Origin of the sequence: Helcococcus ovis (genome assembly GCF_004524775.2) — a bacterium.
GTDB classification, from domain to species: domain Bacteria; phylum Bacillota; class Clostridia; order Tissierellales; family Peptoniphilaceae; genus Helcococcus; species Helcococcus ovis.
The window spans coordinates 1,077,197-1,094,182 of record NZ_CP119081.1 but is presented as its reverse complement, the minus strand read 5'-3'; the positions used below and the strand labels follow the sequence as shown (position 1 = coordinate 1,094,182).

Here is a 16,986-nt window from a genome sequence, read left to right as displayed (position 1 = left end):
GTTACAGAAGATTAAAAACTGTAACTGGGATTAAAATGGGAACATTTGTAAAAAAGAATAAATTGAATAATAGTTCCAAGTGGTTTACATTTGGACAAAAAATTAGACCGTAGTTTTTAGACTGCGGTCTTTATTTTTATCCAATATGAATATTCCTTTTAAATTCTATATGTTTTTCGTTACAGAAATCTTCAAATTTATTGGAGTCGAAGTTTTTATCAAACTCATCAATTAAATATTTTTCAATATTATCTTTTTTAGATATGCCGAGAGCATCAAGCAATAATTTAAAATTATTTTTGTCTAAATAATACATAACTTCATAGTCTGCTCCATTAAAAAATTCTACATCATAATCCTCGTATCCAATCTCGGCTGATCCATCAGAATTGAGTGTAAATAATAATCCACTAGTTTTTAACACAATTACCTCTACTTTAAAAATCTTGATTTTTTAGGATAAGATAACTTCCAATCTTCAAATTTTTCATCTGTTATCTCATCATTGTAATGCTTTTTTCTCATTTCATTCCACTCTATAAGAAAATTATTGAAGTCTACATCATTTGATAAGAGTCCAGTAATTTCTCCATCGTCTGCTAAGGGTCTAAACTTCATGTCTTTTTCATAATCAAAAATTATATGCATTATTTCAAAAATAGAATTAGGTTCATGATTAATTAATGCTGATATATCACAATCAAGTGCTTCAGATATTTTTTGTAACTGTTCTTTACTTGGAGATCTATTTCCAAGCTCGTAATTTCTTATAGCAGCATCTGTCAAACCAGACTTAATGGCAAGTTCTTTTTGAGTTAAGTTTCGCATAAGTCTTAACTTTTTTAATTTTTCTCCAGAAATCAAACTAACTCCTCCTTATTTCACAATAGCTATAAATATTTTATCATAAAACAAACAAAAGCTCAACAAAACTGTTCTGTTACAAATATCTGCAAACATCTGAATATTTTAGAAAAAAATAAATAGAAAAAACTTGACAGAACAAATATGAACTGTTATTATATATACATACCGTTCGATATTGAACGGAAATTGTAAGACATATAAATTAATGCTCGCCCTTTTTGTGGATGTAGAACCTTACAAACTATAAAAGGAGGACATTATGAAAGGTATTTTTATGAATGCAAAAGATGTACAAGAATTTCTTGATGTAAGTAGGACAACAGCATATCAGATAATAAACGATATGAATCAAGATCTACTTAAATTAGGCTATCGTGTGCAAAGAGGAAAGGTAAATAGAGAATACTTTATGGAAAAGTATTGCTATAAACCAACAAATACAAAGGAGGTTTAGAGTGCCAGCATTTAGAGATGAAAGTGGAAACAAGACTTGGTTTTGTAAATTTAATTACACCAACTGGAAAGGAGAAAAATTAACTAAGAAAAAACGTGGGTTTTCAACGAAAAAAGAAGCATTAAAATGGGAGCAAGAATTTTTAAATCAACATTCTGAATCAATTGAGATGAGCTTTAGGGAGTTTTTTGAACTTTACAAGAGAGATAGAAAACCAAGAATAAGAGAAAATACTTGGAGAACAAAAGAAGCAATTGTAAATCAAAAAATACTTCCGTACATTGGTGATTTAATGCTTAATGAGATTAATAATGTAACCATCATTCAATGGCAAAATGAGCTTATGAAGATTAAGGATAAGAAGGGAAAAAACTACTCTCCTACTTATTTGAGAACTATTCATGCCCAGTTATCTAGCATTTTAAATCATGCTTGTAGGTACTACAATTTAAAAACTAATGTTGCTCGTGATGTTGGTTCTATGGGAGAAAAAGAAGCTGATGAAATGCTCTTTTGGACTCAAGATGAATACGAAAGATTTATAGAAGCTATAAAAGATAAACCTGAATCATTCTATGCTTTTGAACTTTTATATTGGTGTGGTCTTAGAATGGGAGAATTATTAGCCTTAACAAAAGAGAAATTTGATTTTGAAAGACATACATTAAAAATTGACGAATCTTTACAAAGGATCGATGGGAAAAACGTAATAACTGCTCCTAAGACTAAAAAGAGCATAAGGACAATAGTTATGCCTGAATTTTTAACGGATGAGATTAAAGAGTATATAGATAGTTTTTATAAGTTAAAAGCAAAAGATTTAATATTCAATTTCTCTAAGAGCTACCTACACCATGAAATGGATAGGGGATCTAAGAAATCTCAGGTAAAGAGAATTAGAATACATGATTTAAGACATTCTCATGTTTCGCTCTTAATTGAACTAGGATTTTCTGCAACGGCAATAGCTGATAGGGTTGGACATGAATCGATAGACATCACCTATAGGTATGCTCATCTTTTCCCTAGTAAGCAAAAAGAAATGGCTCTGTCTTTAACACAAGTAAGAAATAACAAGGCAAATGATTGGAAAGATTTATTAGAAGAGGACGATCAAGATGTTTAGAAGACATTCATTAGATGAAATTTCACAAAAAACTAGAAATAAAGAGAAAAATAGAAAAAGAAATCGAATTTTAAATTTTAGAGTATCTGAAGAAGAATATGATCTAATAAACAAAAAAATTGCAATAAGCGGACTTAAAAAACAAGATTATTTTATTCAAATGCTATTAAATCACGAAGTTAAGTTAGTAAGTGATTACAGACTTTCTGATAATATAGCCAAGGAAATATTTCAACTAGCAAAAGTTATTAAAAAGTTTGGAAAACTAGATGACGATGAAGCTGATATTTTGATCTATATTTTAGAAATATATGAAGAAATCAAAAAAGAAAAAAGCCCCTACTACAAAGAGTAAAGGCATACACTCCTGTGAGAAGTGTTCTCTAGACAAGTTCATTTTACCACAGGAGTCTTATTTATACCAGACAGGAGGATAAAATGGAGAACACATATAAAACTATAAAGAGATTAGATGGTTGTAAAAAGAAAAGGAGTAAGCCTTATGACAGATATTAAATTAAAATTCCCAGAAATAGATCAGACTTACGTCTTTTTAGACCTACAAACTACAGATAAGGGGACGGTTAGACAAATTACTGGTAATATTGTAACAGCTATTCTAAATCCCAAATATTGTCAAAATCAAAAAATCATTGATGGACAAATATTCTTTGATAAATTTACAAATGAAATAAAATTCCAGGGGAAAATTATCGGAGAAAGAAATATAAAGGAAAATCAAATACGACTTTGGGATGATTCTTTAAATAATAGACTAGGCTTAGAGATAGAAAAACATTTTGGAATTAATTATAACGCCAACAAAATGTGGGAAGCTATTCGTTTTGTAGCTCATCAATATGAAGTGAGTCCGCCAAAGCAATATCTTCAAAGTTTAAAATGGAATGGAGATAAAAATGCCATTAGAAAACTTTTACCAAAGTATTTGGGATCAGATGATACAGAGCTTAACAATTGGATAATGGAACATATGATATTGGGTATGATAAAAAGAATTTTTAATCCAGGAGCTAAGTTTGATGAGATGATTGTTTTAGTTGGTGGACAAGGTATAGGCAAATCGACTTTTGCAAGATACTTGTCCATAACAGATAATTGGTTTTGTACAATAGAAAACATTCAAGGTAAGGATGCTGTCATGAACCTTATGGGTAAAACTGTCGTTGAAATCGAAGAATTCGTTGCTTTAAGAAATGCAAAATCAGCTAATGAAGCTAAATCTTTTTTATCAAAATTAAGCGATAGGATAAGAATACCCTACGAAAAATATGCAACAGACGTGCCTAGGACTTGTATCTTCATAGGGACATTAAATGAAAGAACTTTTCTTAATGATCATACTGGAGAAAGAAGATATTTGCCTGTTGAATGTAACCCAAATAAAAGAGTAAGGACTATATATCCAGATAAAAATAATAAAGAAAAAATTTCAGACAAAGAATATATATCTCTTATAAGAGAAGATTTTAATCAGGCTCTAGCCTTAGGATATGAAATCTTTAAAAACAAGACTCACGCATGGACTATTCCAAAAATCTTTTAAAAGACTTGTATAAGGAACAAGAAAAATTTAAATATCTAAACCCAGATGTAGAAGACATAAGGTATTTCTTAGAAGAATATAAGCCAAAAAGTGCAGATCCTACTATAACTTGTTTCAAAGAATTAACCATGCAAGGCTACCAAATAAAGTCAAAATCTTTTTCAGAAATTATGGATAATTATTTTCAAGAATGGATCCCAGTTAGGTCATCAAAGACCAAGAGAATATCACCAAGTGGGGTCTCAATTCCAGTAAAACTATATTATGAAAAGAAAGAAGAAAATGAAACTGACTTTATAGAAGTTGATAAGAAGTTTTTGCCAGAAGAATGGCAAAAAGAAAATCAATTAGAAATAGATACAGCAAATCAAGTAAAGATATAAATGTAACTTTGTAACCTGTAACCCATCGTTATAAATCTTCTTAAATTAGGATTACATAAATTAATGGCTTGATAATAAGGGGTTGTCACAGACTCTTAAAATAAGCTCGCCTAATTTTGGAAGTTTTTATTTTGTAAGTTACAGTTACACTTATTAATGTCTATTTGAAAAATTATGGAAAATCAAATTAATGACTTGTTATTAATAGCAAGCACAGTAAGTGAGTACCCACTTACGAAAAAATAAAAAAATCAATAGATTTTAAGACTATCTAATTTTATGATTTTTACCTTGTTAGGGAGAACCCTAAGACCCCAAAAAACAAATATAAAGGAGAAATGTATGGATAATAGAACAAGAAAAAATCAACTTAAAATATATTTAACAGATGAAGAAAAAGAAATTTTTGAAAAGAAAATGAAACTTTCAAATTGCAAAACCATGTCCCACTTTCTTAGAAAATGTGTACTAGAAAAAGAAATTTATATAGTAGATCTAGAACCATTTAGAGATCTTCAATGGCTGCTTTCAAATGCAACAAATAATATAAACCAGATTGCAAAGGCAACTAATGTAACTGGTGTTATTTACAAGAAAGACATTGATTATATGAAAGAAAAAATAGAAAAATTATCAAAAGAAATATGGGATATACATTCTCTTTTATTAAGTTGAATTAGATAAAAAAATATAGTACTGTTAAGCTTAATTCTTTAAGCTTGTTAGTACTATATTTTCGAAAATTAATTTAGTTGTTATTAAATATTGTGTTTACTTAGCTACATATGATTTTAACTGGCACGGAATATGTTTCTAGACAATAATCACTTGTTGAACCTAACACAGTCAACATTTGTTTAGTTATTTTAGAAGAGTCAACACCAGGTTGAACTATAAAAATTTTTAAATCAGCTTTTTTAAACAGTAATTTCTTCTGTATAATATTTAAAGAGTCAATGTCACCTTTAATGATTCTACTAACACCATTTCGACTTATCCTTTTAGCATCTCTACTTTTTAATCTATCTATCATTTCTATAGCTTTTAATTTCCAGTGAACTGATTTTTCGGCTTGTCCACAAACTTCATATAAATCAGATATTCTAGCACCAGGTTTATCTGCATGAGAATATTTGCAATGATAAAATTCTATTAATATAGATTCACCACTGTCTTTAAATGTTATTATATCAGCCACTTCTCCAGAATCATCATCATCAAAAATAACGTCATAATTTGATGATTTTAATTTGCTTATAGTATTATATTGTATAGAATTTTTTATTATTTCTCCTGATTTTGAAATTTGAGACTCTGTTCTTATATTGACTCCCATATTACTCCAGTTCCAGGAAATAATATTGTTAGAATTAAATAAAGTAACTTTATTTTTATTTGCAATAGTTAAAATATTTCCCTCCAAAAATGACGAATCTGTATAATAAATTATCGGAGGGTTATTAGCAAAGTATTTACTTAATGGAATAGGATTTTTATTACTTTTTAAAATTTCAGGCTCTTGCTTATCACTATTTAGAAATTTAAATTTATAATTATCATCTTCAATTTTTAAACAATAATTATACACTTCATACCCACAAAGTAATTTGAAATTTTGCTCATTATTATGTTTTATATCTATATTAAGTTCACAATCATCTATATTAACAACTCCAGCAAGAGTTTGAATAGTTATTTTTGATTCGGAAAAAACTATGGAATCATCAAAATCAATTCTATAGGCAACAGATTCAGGCAAAGAATTTGTAATATTTGGTATTAACAAATTATCTAAGATACGAGAATCATTTTTTTTATCTAATATTTTCGTCATTATATTATCACACCAATTTTTCCAGAAAGAAATTGATTCTACCCATCTTGACCAAATTTTTCCTTTATATGAACACCCTATGCTTATTTTTCCGTTTCCATCATACCCAACTCCAAATAAGTTTGACTTATATGAATTTATTTTTTGAGATTCAGCAATACCTTGAGATACATCTATTCCAGCAAACATTTTATATCTTATAGGACCATTTATAGCGGAGTTAAGTCCTATAGTTCCAAGAGATAATCGATTAATATTTGCTAAACACCTAAAAATGGGCTCCGATTTAATTTGATTTAAGTGTTTTTCATCGAAAACATTTTTCAATAAGTCATTACCAAGTTGATGATTTGTATCGTTTATACATATATATCCTTTTTCTACATTCCAATAAACAATATAAAAATTCCAGTTTAGACTTTCTATATTTCTTTGAGTAGTCCATCCTTGAAAGGACTTATAAGGCTCAATAACAATAAGCATTTTCTCCTCTTCATTTATGAATCCTTGGCATTTAGAAGAGTCAAAGCAGTTTAACCATGCAAAAGGATTCCAGTTCTCTGTATTATTGTACTTAAATATTCTCATGCTTACTTTTGGTCTGAGTTGCCTTAAGTCTATTTCTGTATTATTAACTTTAAACCCAGATATAAGTTCTTGGAGTTCTATTTTATCTTGAATATTTTGTTCTGATTTTATTGGTAATAATAAGTTCCAATCTGAATCGGTCTCATAGAGATCTTTTAAAGAATTCATAAAAGTGACATCTGCAATATTAGCTATGATTTTAGCATTACCTAAGTCTGTTTTACTTCTTGCAAAACGACCTATAAATTGCAATGTGATTGGCAATGATTTAAATTTATCGTGTAACGCCGCTATTTTTAAATTAGGTATATCGATTCCCTCTCCAAACATATCTACACATATTACTATTTTAGAATCTCCGTTTTTTATAGATTTCATAAATTTTTCTCTATTTATTTTAGTGGTCTTACTAGTTATTAAAACTGGATTATATTCTCTATATCTAGAATATATATTTTCATACAACTGTTTAGCTCGTTCTATATTGTTTGCTCTAACTAATAAAATATGTTTAAAGTTACTTTTTAAATCATTCTCAAGAATTGAAACTGCTTTTTTAGCAATTTCAATGTCGACTTTATTGTCATCATACTCTTCTATAGAAATAAAATTGATTGGTTGAAAGTAATTTTGTTCTATTGCCATATGCATAGGAAAATTATATATGATTTTTCCATCAACAAGCTTCTTATCTTCTCTAAAAGGGGTAGCTGTAAATTGTAAAACTTTCTTTTTATTAAAATACATCTTAAAATTAGACCATGTTTTTGATGATACATGATGTGCCTCATCAACGATTAATAAATCACATGAATCTGATAGATATTTTTTATAGGTTATATCCATTCTATCTAACAACGCAATAGTAGAAATAATAATGTTGGCATCTGAAACAACTTTTTTAAAGCTTTCAAAATCTTTCGTATTTGATTTTAACATCAAGGTGTTAGGGCATATAGTATTTTTATCTAAACAACCAATATCATTTAAAATTCCCCATCTTTTTGCTCTATCATAAGTTTGATCACGTAATAATTTACTTGGAACTACAATTAACGTTCTATTTATATTTTTAGAAATAATTGTGGCAAACATAGTTTCAGATTTTCCTGTGCCAGTGGGTAAAACTATAGTTGCAGCATCTGTACTTAATGTCCAATGGGCTTGTATAGCATATAAAGCACCAATTTGTGGCTTTCTTAGACCGACTTCATCATCGATTGTAGCCTCTTTTGGAATAAATTTTTGTTTATTTAATTTAGTTATATAAGAACTACTAAAAAATTCTTCATTTTTATTTATACTTCCTGAAAAAGTAAAATACCTATTTGTTTTTTCGAAAATATTCAAAATAATCTCCTTTGATATTATTGTTTATTATTGGAGTTAGTTACTTCCATAATTTCAGATATGTCACAATCAAGATATATGCATATTTTTAATAAAATATCAGTAGTTACGTTCTCGTCTCTTTTTAACTTATAAAATGTACTTCTACTAATACCTGTTTTCTCTATTAACTCATTGTGTTTTATATCTCGGTCTATTAGTAATTTCCAAAGTTTTTTGTAACTAAATTTCATTATTTATCCTCCGAATATTAATTTACAAATCTATACTATAGTACATTATATCATACAATAATATGTTTTTACAACTAAAACTATTGACAATTCAAACAATAGGATATATACTGTAATTAATAAAAGCGCACTGTGCTATTTGGTGGAGGTTTATATGATTAATGTTGAAGAGAAATCATTAAAAGGATATAAATTCATAGACTTATTTGCTGGTATTGGAGGTTTTAGAATTGCACTAGAGTCATTTGGGGCACAATGCGTTTATTCGAATGAGTGGGATAAATATGCTCAAGAAACTTATAAAATGAATTTTGGCGATGTTCCTGAGGGCGACATAACGCAAGTAGATGAAAAAAACATTCCTGATCATGACATTTTATGTGCTGGATTTCCATGCCAAGCATTTTCTATTAGTGGAAAGCAACAAGGATTTGAAGACAGCAGAGGAACATTGTTTTTTGATGTAGCAAGAATTGTAAAAGAAAAAAAACCTATGGTAGTATTTCTTGAAAATGTAAAAAATTTTGCAACACATGACGGTGGGAAGACTCTTAATGTAGTAAGAAATACTATGAATGAATTAGGTTACAGTTTTCAATATAGCGTTCTTAATCCTGTTGATTATGGAGTTCCACAAAAGCGTGAGAGAATATATATGATATGTTTTAGGAATGATATAAATAGAGAAGTTTTCACATTTCCAAGACCATTTAAGTTAAATAAATTTGTCGAAGATTTTCTAATAAGTGATGATGAAGTTAATAGTTTGATCGTTGACCGTGAAGATTTAAGACTTAATGAAAAAATTGACATCAATTACAACTCTACATCGACAATTAGGGTAGGAACTGTTGGAAAAGGTGGACAAGGTGAAAGAATATATTCACCTAAAGGAATTGCTATAACTTTATCTGCATATGGAGGAGGAGTATTTGCTAAAACAGGGGGATATTTAATTAATGGTAAAACTAGGAGATTACACCCTAGAGAATGTGCTCGAATAATGGGATTCCCTGATAGTTTTAAATTAAATCCTAACAATAATCAAGCATATAAACAACTTGGAAATTCTGTAGTTATTGATGTACTCCAACTTATAACAAAACAAATAGGAGATGCTTTAAATTATGAATACAGTGGGATTCAGCAACTGGCTATTATCTAAAGGTCATAACAAAAAAACAACCTCTGATATAGTTAGTAGATTAAAAAGAATTGATAAAGAAATTTTATATTCAGATTTGCACACAAATATTGATGAACAGTATAACTTAGATCTTTGTAAAGGGTTACTGAACTTACTAAGTCTAGACAAAGATAATAAAAATAATGTTTTAAAAAATACTAATCTTCCGATCAATAAACCTGAAATTTCAAACTACAAGACATCTCTAAATAAATATTTAAAGTACCTAGAATCAGATATCTAGGTACTTTAAATATTTATAGGTTACTTATAAATTTTTTTAAATCTGCGGAGTCTTGTTCTTTAAGAAGCTGAATACTGAAAATAACATTGGCATTTCTAGTGTTAGAAAGTTTTCTTATTCTATAAACATTATCATTCTTACGACTAAACATATAATCAGAATCCAATACTTTGAATTTCATTTTATTAAGATCCTGGCTAGATTCTATTTCGAAGTCATCTAATAGTTTGAATTTAATGCTCATTGATTTGATTTTTTCTAAAACATCTTTCTGACTGCTTTTAGGAACTTTAGATGAACCACTTTTTTTAATTCTATATTTTGCTGTTATAGAAAAATATTCACCGTATTTTTCTATTGGAAATATAATATAATTATCTCCTTTTGTGATAAAAAATTTAACCATCTTCTCCTTATAAGCATTTACTATCCATGAATTAAAAATTTTTTGATCTATCTCTATATCTTCACCAGTGGTTCCAGCGTTAGCATATCTTTCAAAATTTTTATTCATATATTGAATTATAAAATCAGTGTTTTCATTTTGTTTTGTCTTATTTCTTGTAGAAAATACAAACTCTTTCTTTTCATAATCTGGCAAAAGAACAAATTGACCACTTTGTGCAGATGGCATTTTTGCTTCTATATAAAATAATTTTGAATTATTTTCATATTTAATATCACTCACGGTTGAATCGCTGAAACCTAGGTGTGTAAAGTTTTCACCATATTCTTTGTTTAAATAATCAGTACAATCTAGCTCAAAAATTTTCCAATTATCCATTTATTCCTCCTAAAGTAGTTAATATTGATTTTCCTATTTCTTCAACAACATTTGCTGTCATAGCATTTCCAGCTTGCATTAATAAATGTCTATTAGTAACCTTATCTTTTACTCTAGCCAAATGATTTTTATTAAACCCTTGGAATAAAAGAGCTTCTGCTCCAGTTAAATAGTACATTTTTTTATTTCTTACATAGTAAATACCGTCTCTATGGGCTCTTAATGTAGGCATCCTATTTACATATAGTCTCAAATCTGACATGCGAGTATCCACTATTAAATTGTCTTGCTTTAGTATCTCATGGATATCAAATTTACCTTTGTTCTTAGTGTTATTTAAATAATCATAGTAAAACCATCGTTTTTCCTCTATTGGCATTTCATTATTTTCAGGAAACAAGAAGTCTGCAATATTTACACGAGGTTTTGTTAAAGGCCATTTAAAGTCATTTTTCTGAATATGAAGATCTCCACGGAATCCTACGATGAATATTCTTTGCCTCATGTGAGGAACTCCATAATCAATACTATTCAAAACTTTATAAAAAACATCATATCCAATATCAGATAAAGCTTTCGTTATTTCTTTAAAAGTTTTCCCATTGTCATGGCTAATTAGACCTTTTACATTTTCTAAAATAAAAACCTTAGGCTTGTTTTCTTCTATTATGTTCATTAGATAGTAAATTATCTGTCCTCTAGGATCTTTTGTTCCCTGTTGTCTGCCTATTACAGAAAAGCTTTGACATGGAAACCCTGCTATCAAAAGATCGTAATTAGGAAGAGATTTTGGATTTATTTTTTTCAAATCACCGTAATTTATATCTTTTTTATTAGGAAATAAAAGGTCGTATGTTGTATTCGCTAACCTACTGGTATCTGACGATCCTACACATTCCAATCCACAGTTTTCAAGACCTAATCGTCCTCCTCCTATTCCAGAGCAAAAGTCAAAAAATGTCTTTATTTGCACAAAAACACCTCCCATAAGTTGTTACTTAGATTATATCAGCTCTAAATGTTTAATTCCAGGCAGTTAAAATTCAACAAATAGAATTGTGAAGCTTTCTAAGTAAAGTTTATAAATTTTAGTCCGGTACTGGGACTGGGACGGGACTAAAAATCTGAAAACGTCCTATAATTAAGTGGATTTAGTTATATTAGAAAAAATAGAACCTAGTATTTTGAATGGTTTGGGATATATCGTACATTTGGAAAAGAAGAGTTTGAGTAGTTAAAAATAGGCTCTAAAGTCTTATAAATAGCCGTTTTGTGAGTGTTGTGCTTGCAAAATGTTTGCAGATTTTAGAAATACATCACCTGAAGAATAATTTTCAAGGAATACAAAAAGCAACTAAGAGAAAAAATCCTAGTTGCTTTTTTGTTTTTTATCATTTATAAGTTTAATGCTGCTTTCATCGAAACTGCCAACAAATCTGTGGCGATGGTTTTAGCAACTTCTAATGTAAACGGCAGAGCTTTATCTTTAATTATCTTCTTGACATTATTCCATGTAGTATCTTCTCTAATTTTATCTAAAAAATCATGCCCTTCCCAAGTTAATGAACCAACTGAAAAAAAGTATAATGAGTTATCAGCATACTGAGCATTATAGTAATCAATTAATCCAGCTTCATTTAAAATTTTACAATGATAAGCAATTTGTAAATTATCATAATTTTCTAGTTCAAGATTTGACAATGCCGTATCAATATATTGTTCTTCGATTTTAAATAAAATTTTTCTGCATAAATCCATATCTCTTTTCAAACTTAATACCTCCTGAATGACTTATAAAATTTTGTCGTTTTAACGATTCCGTTTTTATAGCAAATTATTTTCTTTCAAATACTCAATTCTCTTTTTTAGAATCTCATCACGACTCAGTTCTTCAAATTCTTTCTGTGTTAATGGTAGAGAATAATACTCTACAGATTTATTTTTCATAGAATCAAACTGTTCTTTTGTAATAGAGTAAGACTCCAAGTCAAACAGATTATCGGACAATTCTTTTAGGATATTGCATACGTCAGCATTAAAAGCGTGCTCTTTATCATTACCATAGAATACAAGCTTAGCATTCCATTTATTTTCATCTGTTTCAATATCGTTAGGGAATTTATCTTCCACAATTATCTTGAAACCTATTTCTTTTTTCATTGCAAGTTCATACATAAATAAAACAAAGTCCCTCATGCTTGAAAGACCGAATGTGTAATCACTTCTTCCGGCAAGCCAGTCTAAAGATACTTTACATTTATCGGCAATATCTATCAGCACATCTATTGTAGGATTATTTTTTCCATTTTCGTATGCAGACATAGAAGGCTGAGGTATTCCTAAAAACTCAGCAAATTCTTTTTGTGTTTTTTTATTTATAGAACGAAGATATTTCAAACGTTCCGATACAGTTTTATTATTCATATTATAATCTCCTATATTTATCACATCTTATTATATCAAATCGTATACTAAAAATAAAGAGAAATACTGATAAAAATTAGAAACAACTATTGACATCTATTATATAAATTATTATACTAATATATATCGCAAGTTTAAATAAATAGGAAAGGAGGGAAAATATGAGAAAGATGTATGTTGATGCCGAAGAAGTCAGCAAAGATTGGGGAGTTTCCAAACCCAAAGCATACAAAATGATAAAAGAATTAAATGAGAGAATGCTAAAAGACAATCCGAATCTGATAGTGATTGCTGGTAAGGTTAATCGAAAATTTTATGAAGAAAACTGTTATGGACAAACGAAAGAAATATAGGAGGTGATGATGTGTCAGCCAGCAAGGATAAAGAAAGAGGCACATGGAAAATATATTTAAGGTATGTTGATTGGCAAGGGATAAAGCAAATTCATACAAAGCGTGGATTTGCCACAAAAAGAGAGGCATTGGAGTATGAAAGAGAATTTTTAGCAAGTAAATCCAGAGATTTGAATATGCTTTTTGAGTCATTTGTTGAAATCTATTTGAATGATTTAAGACCTAGAATTAAATACAACACTTACTTAACAAAGGTGCATATTATAGAAACAAAAGTAATCCCATACTTTGCCAAAAAATCTATAGCTGAAATAACGGCTCCGGATATTTTGCAGTGGCAGAATGAATTACTTAAAAAATCTGATGGTGAAGGTAAGTCATATTCTCAAACATATTTGAGAACGATTCAAAATCAGTTAAATGCAATCCTTAACCATGCAAATAAATACTATGGATTGGTTGATAACCCCGCTAATAAAACAACTAAGATGGGAAAATCAAAAGCAAAAGAAATGTTGTTTTGGACAAAAGAGGAGTATGAAAAATTTGCTGAAAGCATTAAAAATAAGCCGAATTCATACTATGCATTTGAAATTCTCTATTGGTGCGGTATTAGAGAAGGTGAATTGCTTGCACTTACAAAAGACGATTTTGATCTTGAGAAGAAAACTCTAACTATCAATAAATCATTTCAAAGGTTAAAAGGAAAAGATTACATTACATCTCCAAAGACAGAAAAAAGCAATAGAGTAATTCAATTACCACAATTTCTATGTGATGAAATGGCAGACTTCTTTGGAATGTTTTATCATCTAGATTCAAAGGCGAGACTATTTAATTTTACAAAATCATATTTACATCATGAAATGGATAGAGCTTGTAAGTTATCAGGAGTAAAACGAATTAGAGTTCATGATTTAAGACATTCTCATGTTGCTTATTTGATAGAGCAAGGTTTTTCTCCTGTGGTAATTGCAGAAAGATTAGGTCATGAAAGTATCTCAATAACCTTAAACTATGCACATTTATATCCGTCAAAGCAGTTGGAAATCATTGAAATGATAGAGAAAGAAAGGAATTAAATTTATTAAGATGAGTAAGATATTTAAAAGAGAAAGTCTACAAACAAAAGGTAGAAAACTGAAAGTCGATAAAAATAGAAAAAGAAATATTATAGTGAATTTCAGAATGTCTCCAGAAGAGAAAAGTTTATTGGAAGAGAAAATGGCATTATCAGGATTAAACAAACAGGATTACATGATTCAAATGAGCTTAAATCATAGAGTTGAAGTATTTGGAAATATAAGAGTGTTTGATGAACTGAAAAAGAAACTGGCGATGCTTGAAGAGTATTTTGAAAATGTTAATTTGGACTGCGATATTGATGAAAATAAGCTTGAGCTTTTGGCATATATTCTGGAAATGTTTGAAACGGTGAATAGAAATAAAAATGACTCTACCTACGGCAATAAATAGAGCCAAGAAGCAACCTGATAAGATTGCAAATCTCAAATAATATTTTATCAGGTTGTACTTCTATCATCAATATAATTATGGAGGTAACAATAATGAACAAAGAAAAATATATTAAAAATATTCCACAGGAATTAAAAGAAAGAAATCAATGGTTATGGTTTAAGATTTATCATAACAAAGATAAAAATGGAAATACAAAGTTGGTAAAAATACCGATTAGTCCTCTTACATGTGAATCAAATGAATGGAATAAAAAAGATAACTGGTCAGATTTTGAAACTGCATTAGATGGTTTAGAAAAAAGTGGTTGTGACGGTCTATCGTTTGTTTTATCTGAAGATGATCCTTTTATTTGTATCGACTTGGATAAAGTAAAAGACAATTTTGAAGAGGTGAAAAACATACTAAATGATTTTTCGGATACCTATAGCGAAATTTCTGTATCAGAAAATGGAGTTCATATTTTCGCTAAAGGAAGAATAGCAAAGAATATCAATAATCAGATTGATAGATTTGAAATGTATAAATCAAATAAGTGTATTGCTATGACAGGTAATGTCATAGGAGATTGCAGAGAAATTGTGTATAAACAATATAAGCTAAATGTCTACTATAAAAAATATGCCTTAAAAGAAACGATTAGGGAGCAAATTGAATACTATAAAAACATAGATAGTGATGTTCCGGATGTTGAGGAAATATTAAAGGTTATCTATAAGACTAATAGAAAAGGAAGAGAACTTTTTAACGGTGCATATTCTACAGGAGATGCAAGTAAAGATGATTTTCAGCTTCTCCTTGTACTTAACAGCTTTACACATGGAAATGATGATTTGATGTTAGAAATATTCTTAAAATCGGCATTAAATCGCATGGGAGATATGAGTAAAAGAAAAACGGAAGCTGCATATATTAAATATCTAAATCAAAGCATTAAAAAGGCACAGGAAGTTGGTGGAAATAACTATTGGGATTATAACTATCACAGAAAAAATCAGGAGGTAATTCGTTGAAATCATATACGATAAATACTAAGTTTGATGCTTCTGATAAGTATATTGTGGATAATATTATTGCAAGTAAAAGTATTACCCTAATTGTAGCTTCGCCTAAAAAGGGAAAGACGGCGTTAGGACTTAATCTTGGTATATGTATCAACGAAGGAATTGATTTTCTTGAGAATAAAGTTAGAAAAACAAATGTAGTTTACTATTGCAATGAGCTTTCAGGAAGCCTAATTCAAGAAAGAATAAACAGACTTGATTTACATTGTCCAAATACTATGAAGTTTTATGAAGGTACAAGCTATGTGGACTTTGATGAGTTTGAAAAAGTTATAAAAACTGATGTTGAATTAGGCTATGAAGTGTTTATCGTTGATACTTTTTCCAAGATAAAATACGACAGAAAATATAATGCTAATGATTACAATGACACCTATGAGGTTATGGCAAAATATTATGAGCTTATAGAAAAATATGGATGCACTTTTATTATGATGTACCATACAAAAAAGGACTCATCCGTAAAAAGTGTAAGTGAGAAAGTGATAGGTTCGCAAGCATTATCCGGTTCAGTAGATACCATTATAGCTATTGATAAAGCTTCAGAATTTGATACAGAATTCAACTTAGATGTTACAAGCAGATTGTTTGAGTCAAAGGTATATCAAGTCAAAATAAACCCGTCTAAGAGGATATTAGAGCTTGATAAGGTTGATCCGATTGAACTGCTTGAGCCGTCAATTCAGAAATTGGTACAAGCCATGCCGAAACTAAAAGAAATAGAGGGAACGATAGTGGATATTTGTTCAAAGATTAATCTTGATATTGAAAGCCCTCAACAGTTTGGGAAGACATTAAATCGTAATAAAGATATTCTAAGAAAGAATGGAATCAGCATTACAATGAAGCGAGGTAAAAATAACAATAACTATCAGATTAAATATAACGCAGAAGATGTAGTTTACTAAGATACCGTTCAGACCGTTCGTGCCGTTGGATGTTTTCTATATAAGGAAATGTTGTGCGGTATGAACGGTGCAAACGGTAAAATGAAAAATTGCATCCATTTTTTCTGTGTTAGTTCATCTGTAAATAATAGAAATTATGTATTAGAGG

21 protein-coding genes are annotated in these 16,986 nt (G+C 29.2%); 13 read left to right on the top strand and 8 right to left on the bottom strand.

What is annotated here, in order from left to right; genetic code table 11:
- Positions 1-136 precede the first annotated feature (136 nt).
- Both EQF90_RS05100 and EQF90_RS05095 read right to left on the bottom strand, forming a co-directional pair.
- Positions 137-424 carry a hypothetical protein gene (locus EQF90_RS05100; protein ID WP_134711024.1) on the bottom strand — a complete coding sequence of 96 codons (288 nt, stop codon included), beginning with the start codon at positions 422-424 and terminating at the stop codon, positions 137-139.
- A gap of 8 nt (positions 425-432) precedes the next feature.
- Entirely contained in the window at positions 433-864 is a 432-nt protein-coding gene (locus EQF90_RS05095; protein ID WP_134711022.1) for a helix-turn-helix domain-containing protein, read from the bottom strand.
- A gap of 262 nt (positions 865-1,126) precedes the next feature.
- Between EQF90_RS05095 and EQF90_RS05090 the strand changes: the two genes are divergently transcribed.
- The 6 genes from EQF90_RS05090 (at position 1,127) to EQF90_RS05065 (ending at position 5,069) form a co-directional block, all read left to right on the top strand.
- A complete protein-coding gene (locus EQF90_RS05090; RefSeq protein ID WP_004835545.1) occupies positions 1,127-1,321 on the top strand; it encodes a hypothetical protein in 195 nt (64 codons plus the stop codon).
- A 1-nt stretch (position 1,322) separates the two neighbouring features.
- Positions 1,323-2,447 carry a site-specific integrase gene (locus EQF90_RS05085; protein ID WP_134711021.1) on the top strand — a complete coding sequence of 375 codons (1,125 nt, stop codon included), beginning with the start codon at positions 1,323-1,325 and terminating at the stop codon, positions 2,445-2,447.
- A complete protein-coding gene (locus EQF90_RS05080) occupies positions 2,440-2,802 on the top strand; it encodes a plasmid mobilization protein (RefSeq protein ID WP_134711019.1) in 363 nt (120 codons plus the stop codon). Before EQF90_RS05085 ends, EQF90_RS05080 begins: the two co-directional genes overlap by 8 nt.
- 147 nt (positions 2,803-2,949) lie before the next feature.
- Positions 2,950-4,011 (top strand): virulence-associated E family protein, encoded by a 1,062-nt coding sequence (locus EQF90_RS05075; protein WP_245152854.1) that lies wholly within the window; start codon positions 2,950-2,952, stop codon positions 4,009-4,011.
- Positions 3,987-4,394 (top strand): hypothetical protein, encoded by a 408-nt coding sequence (locus EQF90_RS05070; RefSeq protein WP_245152856.1) that lies wholly within the window; start codon positions 3,987-3,989, stop codon positions 4,392-4,394. The genes EQF90_RS05075 and EQF90_RS05070 overlap by 25 nt, the downstream gene beginning before the upstream one ends.
- Positions 4,395-4,736: 342 nt before the next feature.
- Positions 4,737-5,069 (top strand): plasmid mobilization protein, encoded by a 333-nt coding sequence (locus tag EQF90_RS05065; protein ID WP_134711018.1) that lies wholly within the window; start codon positions 4,737-4,739, stop codon positions 5,067-5,069.
- Positions 5,070-5,169: 100 nt separating this feature from the next.
- Here the strand turns inward: EQF90_RS05065 and EQF90_RS05060 are convergent, their stop codons facing one another.
- A complete protein-coding gene (locus tag EQF90_RS05060; RefSeq protein WP_134711016.1) occupies positions 5,170-8,166 on the bottom strand; it encodes a DEAD/DEAH box helicase in 2,997 nt (998 codons plus the stop codon).
- A 17-nt stretch (positions 8,167-8,183) separates the two neighbouring features.
- Positions 8,184-8,399 carry a helix-turn-helix domain-containing protein gene (locus EQF90_RS05055; RefSeq protein WP_134711014.1) on the bottom strand — a complete coding sequence of 72 codons (216 nt, stop codon included), beginning with the start codon at positions 8,397-8,399 and terminating at the stop codon, positions 8,184-8,186.
- A 154-nt stretch (positions 8,400-8,553) separates the two neighbouring features.
- Between EQF90_RS05055 and EQF90_RS05050 the strand changes: the two genes are divergently transcribed.
- The gene (locus EQF90_RS05050) at positions 8,554-9,564 is read left to right on the top strand and encodes a DNA cytosine methyltransferase (protein ID WP_134711012.1); all 1,011 of its coding nucleotides are present in this window, start codon (positions 8,554-8,556) and stop codon (positions 9,562-9,564) included.
- Complete coding sequence (locus EQF90_RS05045; RefSeq protein ID WP_134711010.1) at positions 9,527-9,829, top strand: hypothetical protein; 303 nt, start codon at positions 9,527-9,529, stop codon at positions 9,827-9,829. Before EQF90_RS05050 ends, EQF90_RS05045 begins: the two co-directional genes overlap by 38 nt.
- Before the next feature lie 13 nt (positions 9,830-9,842).
- Here the strand turns inward: EQF90_RS05045 and EQF90_RS05040 are convergent, their stop codons facing one another.
- The 4 genes from EQF90_RS05040 to EQF90_RS05025 form a co-directional block, all read right to left on the bottom strand.
- The gene (locus EQF90_RS05040; RefSeq protein ID WP_134711008.1) at positions 9,843-10,613 is read right to left on the bottom strand and encodes a PDDEXK family nuclease; all 771 of its coding nucleotides are present in this window, start codon (positions 10,611-10,613) and stop codon (positions 9,843-9,845) included.
- Positions 10,606-11,586 carry a DNA cytosine methyltransferase gene (locus tag EQF90_RS05035; protein WP_167604035.1) on the bottom strand — a complete coding sequence of 327 codons (981 nt, stop codon included), beginning with the start codon at positions 11,584-11,586 and terminating at the stop codon, positions 10,606-10,608. Before EQF90_RS05035 ends, EQF90_RS05040 begins: the two co-directional genes overlap by 8 nt.
- A gap of 422 nt (positions 11,587-12,008) precedes the next feature.
- The gene (locus EQF90_RS05030) at positions 12,009-12,383 is read right to left on the bottom strand and encodes a DUF2513 domain-containing protein (RefSeq protein ID WP_027132396.1); all 375 of its coding nucleotides are present in this window, start codon (positions 12,381-12,383) and stop codon (positions 12,009-12,011) included.
- A gap of 54 nt (positions 12,384-12,437) precedes the next feature.
- Positions 12,438-13,037, bottom strand: coding sequence for a helix-turn-helix domain-containing protein (locus EQF90_RS05025; protein ID WP_134711004.1), 600 nt, complete (start codon positions 13,035-13,037; stop codon positions 12,438-12,440).
- Positions 13,038-13,198: 161 nt separating this feature from the next.
- On the opposite strand from EQF90_RS05025, the gene EQF90_RS05020 reads away from it, so the two are divergent.
- The 5 genes from EQF90_RS05020 to EQF90_RS05000 all read left to right on the top strand — a co-directional run bounded on the left by EQF90_RS05020 (position 13,199) and on the right by EQF90_RS05000 (position 16,838).
- Positions 13,199-13,390, top strand: coding sequence for a hypothetical protein (locus EQF90_RS05020; RefSeq protein ID WP_134711002.1), 192 nt, complete (start codon positions 13,199-13,201; stop codon positions 13,388-13,390).
- Positions 13,391-13,401: 11 nt separating this feature from the next.
- Positions 13,402-14,472, top strand: coding sequence for a site-specific integrase (locus EQF90_RS05015; RefSeq protein ID WP_134711001.1), 1,071 nt, complete (start codon positions 13,402-13,404; stop codon positions 14,470-14,472).
- A 10-nt stretch (positions 14,473-14,482) separates the two neighbouring features.
- The gene (locus EQF90_RS05010; RefSeq protein WP_134710999.1) at positions 14,483-14,866 is read left to right on the top strand and encodes a plasmid mobilization protein; all 384 of its coding nucleotides are present in this window, start codon (positions 14,483-14,485) and stop codon (positions 14,864-14,866) included.
- A gap of 92 nt (positions 14,867-14,958) precedes the next feature.
- Positions 14,959-15,879: a DNA primase gene (locus EQF90_RS05005; protein ID WP_134710997.1), complete on the top strand. Its 921-nt coding sequence runs from the start codon at positions 14,959-14,961 to the stop codon at positions 15,877-15,879.
- A complete protein-coding gene (locus EQF90_RS05000) occupies positions 15,876-16,838 on the top strand; it encodes an AAA family ATPase (RefSeq protein WP_134710996.1) in 963 nt (320 codons plus the stop codon). Before EQF90_RS05005 ends, EQF90_RS05000 begins: the two co-directional genes overlap by 4 nt.
- The last annotated feature ends 148 nt before the right edge of the window (positions 16,839-16,986 follow it).

Bases quoted from the DNA above. Each gene is read 5' to 3' on its own strand.
- EQF90_RS05005 (WP_134710997.1), top strand. From the start codon at position 14,959: ATGAACAAAGAAAAATATATTAAAAATATTCCACAGGAATTAAAAGAA.
- EQF90_RS05070 (WP_245152856.1), top strand. From the start codon at position 3,987: ATGGACTATTCCAAAAATCTTTTAAAAGACTTGTATAAGGAACAAGAA.
- EQF90_RS05065 (WP_134711018.1), top strand. From the start codon at position 4,737: ATGGATAATAGAACAAGAAAAAATCAACTTAAAATATATTTAACAGAT.
- EQF90_RS05055 (WP_134711014.1), bottom strand. From the start codon at position 8,399: ATGAAATTTAGTTACAAAAAACTTTGGAAATTACTAATAGACCGAGAT.
- EQF90_RS05075 (WP_245152854.1), top strand. From the start codon at position 2,950: ATGACAGATATTAAATTAAAATTCCCAGAAATAGATCAGACTTACGTC.
- EQF90_RS05080 (WP_134711019.1), top strand. From the start codon at position 2,440: ATGTTTAGAAGACATTCATTAGATGAAATTTCACAAAAAACTAGAAAT.
- EQF90_RS05025 (WP_134711004.1), bottom strand. From the start codon at position 13,037: ATGAATAATAAAACTGTATCGGAACGTTTGAAATATCTTCGTTCTATA.
- EQF90_RS05020 (WP_134711002.1), top strand. From the start codon at position 13,199: ATGAGAAAGATGTATGTTGATGCCGAAGAAGTCAGCAAAGATTGGGGA.
- EQF90_RS05045 (WP_134711010.1), top strand. From the start codon at position 9,527: ATGAATACAGTGGGATTCAGCAACTGGCTATTATCTAAAGGTCATAAC.
- EQF90_RS05050 (WP_134711012.1), top strand. From the start codon at position 8,554: ATGATTAATGTTGAAGAGAAATCATTAAAAGGATATAAATTCATAGAC.
- EQF90_RS05010 (WP_134710999.1), top strand. From the start codon at position 14,483: ATGAGTAAGATATTTAAAAGAGAAAGTCTACAAACAAAAGGTAGAAAA.
- EQF90_RS05090 (WP_004835545.1), top strand. From the start codon at position 1,127: ATGAAAGGTATTTTTATGAATGCAAAAGATGTACAAGAATTTCTTGAT.
- EQF90_RS05040 (WP_134711008.1), bottom strand. From the start codon at position 10,613: ATGGATAATTGGAAAATTTTTGAGCTAGATTGTACTGATTATTTAAAC.